Origin of the sequence: Neobacillus drentensis NBRC 102427, from assembly GCF_001591445.1 — a bacterium.
Classification (GTDB): Bacteria; Bacillota; Bacilli; order Bacillales; family Cytobacillaceae; genus Neobacillus; species Neobacillus drentensis.
Map to the genome: position 1 here is coordinate 1 of NZ_BCUX01000108.1, position 4425 is coordinate 4425.

Sequence of the window (4425 nt, forward strand, 5' to 3'; positions counted from 1 at the left end):
TGTTCCCACCGTAAAGTGGTGATCCAGGTAGTGGTCCTAAGTGAACCATCCCCAATACTGGTTTTTCTACTCCGAAAATATTAGTAAATGACGTTTTCATAACAAATTCCTCCTTATTATATAAATCTTATATTTTTTCATATATTTAACATGGTTGACTTCTTGTCATACTGATTGAGATCCCAATATCCCAATCATTTGCACATTCCTATGAATCTTCTACTGGTGCATGTTGAGTTTCATACGAGCACACATTTATTTTTTGATGCCAGTTGAAGCCACACCTAATTCGATTTCGTCGATAGACAGTGCAACATCGGCATCCATACTTGGGGCCCGAAGCTGAGCTGTGAGTCCACCATCGATGGCTAGGACATGGCCTGTGATGTAAGAAGCTTCCGGTGACGCCAAGAAACGAACACCCTGGCCAACGTCTTGAGGCATTCCGAGCCTGCCAAGTGGAATGAGATGGTCGGGCGACGACTCTTCCCCTACAGCGGTTCGGTTTTCAACCCAGATGGCACCAGGCATCACGGCATTAACTCGGATTTTCCATGGGGCCAGATCAAGTGCCATTGCTCGGGTAGCAGCCTCGATAGCACCTTTCGTCGCGTCGTAAGCGACACGATTTCGATGTGCGCGTGTAGCTCCTCCAGAACTCATATTGATAATGACCCCGCCTTCACCTTGGTGAACCATAGCTTTTGCAGCCATTTGGCTACAGTGGTAAAGACCATTAATGTGTATATTCATTAGGTTCTCCCACATACCGAAGTCTGTTTTTAGAAAGTGTCTTTCCGAGAGTGGGCCGTGACCAATGCCTGCATTGTTAACGAGCACATCTATACCACGTTGGAAATGGTTGGCTTCCTCAAAGAGTCTTTTCACATCGTCGCTTGACGAGACATCCGTGTATACAAATAGGCCTTCCCCCCCCGAATCGACGATCTCCTGCACACATCGCTTTCCAGCGTCAGTGTCAACATCAGCGATAACTACCGACGCACCAATCTCAGCGAAAGCTAGGGCGATACCTCGGCCGAGTCCCTTTGAGCCACCGGTCACGACAACACGCTGCTTTAATCTATCTCTCAATTTTATTCACACCCCATCTAATTTCAGTTTTTAATGTGTTTGGTCAAAGTTGGGTTGACAAACGACTTACTTGTTTCACCATGATTCTTCCACTTTCACTTTAATAAAAATGCTAATCTGCTAACTTATGAGATTCTAGTATGTAAGCCCTTTTAATCTCTTGATTAGGGAAGATAGGAAATTAAATTTTCAGGTTTTTTAAATCCCCTTTAATTCGAGGCTTAATCAATTCATTTCTGGTCGACATGCTTCTGCAATTGGTTAAAACAAAAGTCTATTTTCAACAAATACCTTTCGATCCTGTTCTTTGAATTGATTTAAACCATTTGTATCACCTCCCTAATATCTTAAAATATATAATGTTTCACCCGCCCCTTATATCTATAAATAACTAGTTATTCCTATTTACCATTTATAGAGAACTCTAAACCCTGCTCCAATGTTATAGTGGTATAATCCTCCAAGGTATCAGAACACCAATATTGTAAATCGGCTTCCCTTTTATAGAGATACATTGGCTTCCCGTTAACAAGTTTCATAGGTATATCGTGTCCAGGCACCAAAATACTACCTGTCTTTTTTTTCCACAGACTCCATAAATAATCAATTGAACTTTGGCTTTCTACTAAATTTAACGTCATGTCTACATTGCATGATAAAAGTTCAGCCCTATTTTTAGCTGCATCCCCACTAAATAACAAATCATACTCACCATTGTCTACAATGTATGCCATGTGACCTGGTGTATGGCCTTTAGTTTGATGAGCAACAATACCAGGAACAACTTCCTCAAGATTGTCGACTAACCTTATTTGTGAGGAACAATTTAATTCCTTCACATACAGTTCAGGTACATGCCATCCCCCAGGTGGTTCATTTATAGCCCAATTCATATCCACTCGACCCACTACAATGGTCGCATTAGGAAACAAAGTCCAATTTACACAATGGTCCCAATGCGTATGAGTCAATAAAACCATTGATATGTCATTTGGAGTTAACCCTTTGTCACGCAGCCTGCTTAATAAAAGTGGCCTGACACCAAAACTGCCGACATCAATAATAATATTCTGGTCATTTTGGGACAACAGGGTAACCGTACTCCATCCAAGCCCTCCGTGGGTTGAAGACTTTCCGGGAAATCCTTGGATAAATATGTTATAGTCAAACATTACAATCCCCTTCCACCTTAGTACTCAAGTTTCACATTTTGAAAAACAAGCAAAGAAATCGAAGATGTATTCCAATGACATATCAAAAGATTATGATTATTCCGAAAATTAAAATTACACTTGTCAGAAAAGTAAAGCTAATATTTTTGGATTCAGATATGAAGAGTAAATTTACAAATAAATTATCCTAATGGACAAAATCTCATAAATTCAATGGACTATGAGGAATATTCATCGTTTCCCGATTTGCATTTACATTTAATCGAGAAACAATGAAATACTGGTTGCTGAAGTTCCATGAAGGTCTGTTACATTATAGGCTTCTTAAGCAAATACATGGGTAAGATTATTAAAACTACTGGAAACGTTTCCACATTTAAACGAATTATTTTCGCTTGGCAAACAATACTCAATATTTTTTGAAAATTTACAAAAATATATTTATAGAATACATTTATAGAAATTCCAAATTAATTTTACATTATTCGCCTCTTTCAACTACTGGAAAAATGCATATATGCCGTAATTCTTCATTCGGTTTACTATTACACATTGTAATTCGCTTTCATTAAAAAAATAAGCAAAATACATGGTTAGGAATACTACACTTTGTGGAAACGTTTCCATCACCTAAAACTAATTATACATACCTAACAAATCGTTTTCAAGACTTTTTCGAAAATTCAATTAAATATATTTATAGAAATTCAAAATCAATTATTTGAAAAATTTTTCTGAATCATCTATGTTCAGATTCTTTAACTCATTACTTACTATGAACCGCCATAGTTGATTCTCTTTCAACAAGAGTTGGATAAAGAACAAGCGTCTCTTTAAATATTTTCTTTTCCTTAATTGATTTAACAATGATTTCAATTGCCCTTTGTCCCATTTCTTTAATAGGTGTATGAATAGTTGTCAGCATAGGAGACAAAATTTCTGCATATTGAGAATCATCAAAACCAACAACTGACAATTGTTCGGGAATTTTAAGATTAAGCTCCCTTGCAGCTTTATAGATCCCCACAGCAATACTGTCGCTTCCAGCAAATATTGCTGTAGGTCTTTTGTTTTTTTGTAACAATTTCAATGCATTTTTGTACCCACTTTCAATATAAAACCTGTCAAAAATAACAAAATCGTCATTTATAGGAATTCCACTTTCATTCAATGCAAATTTGTATCCTTTATGCCTTTCAATTGATGAATAAGAATCAATTCCCCCAGAAATAAATGCAATATCCTTATGCCCTAATTCCAGAAGATGACTCGTCGCTCTATATCCACCATCAAAATTATCAACTAATATTTCATTAATAGTTAAGTTGTGGAATTTGCTTCCTAAAATAACAATAGGAAGATCGGGAAATTTTTCCTTCACTTCTTTTATATTTTTATCCTTAACTTCTGGAGATGAAAAAATGATCCCATCGACTCCCTTTGCAATCAATAGGTGTATATACTCTACTTCTTTTTGTAAATTGTTATCAGTATTACATAAAAAAATGTTAAACCCATGACTATTTGCTCCATCTTCTACTGCTCTAGTCAGATCCGAATGAAAAATATTTTTAATATCGGGTATGATTAAACCAAGGGTTAATGTTTGTTTCTTGATCATTGCAGCAGCAACTAGGCTCCCTGTATAACCAAGTTTTTTAACTGCATAAAGAACTTTTTCTTTCGTTTTTTCACTTGTATACCCACTCATATTTAGTACTCTCGATACAGTAGAAATTGAAACTTTAGCTTCCCTAGCGACATCTTTTATTGTTACCATCATGATCATCTCCTTGTGGAAACGTTTCCTCATCTTTTTTACTATTGTTATAATTCTACAAAATTAGTCTATTTCCTCCTATATCTATCCAATATCTTTTAAGACCGCTGACTACTTCATTCATAGTTCGCAATCTAATATCCAAGTCTTATTAATAATGGCTTACCTATTTCCAATATCAAAGGGGAAAGAAAAACAATTCATCATTCTTCATGCAAAAAAATTAATTGAAATGTTAAAGAAACATGTTCGATAAGCCTTGTCGTTTTTCTATTGCCTTCAAGTATTTTTAAAATATAATAACTTAACTTTCGGAGTTGAGTCCGAACCCCCTATCCCAATGGCACAAAATTCGGGGTCAGTCCCACTGGCCTTGCA

General features: G+C 36.4%; 3 protein-coding genes. All 3 read right to left on the minus strand.

Translation table 11 applies throughout. The features are described from left to right. Positions 1-255 precede the first annotated feature (255 nt). A complete protein-coding gene (locus tag BDR01S_RS24205) occupies positions 256-1095 on the minus strand; it encodes an SDR family NAD(P)-dependent oxidoreductase (RefSeq protein WP_066255808.1) in 840 nt (279 codons plus the stop codon). A 401-nt stretch (positions 1096-1496) separates the two neighbouring features. Further along, the gene (locus BDR01S_RS24210) at positions 1497-2267 is read right to left on the minus strand and encodes an MBL fold metallo-hydrolase (protein ID WP_066255811.1); all 771 of its coding nucleotides are present in this window, start codon (positions 2265-2267) and stop codon (positions 1497-1499) included. Between the two features lie 766 nt (positions 2268-3033). Continuing rightward, the gene (locus BDR01S_RS24215; RefSeq protein ID WP_066363388.1) at positions 3034-4047 is read right to left on the minus strand and encodes a LacI family DNA-binding transcriptional regulator; all 1014 of its coding nucleotides are present in this window, start codon (positions 4045-4047) and stop codon (positions 3034-3036) included. Positions 4048-4425 lie beyond the last annotated feature (378 nt).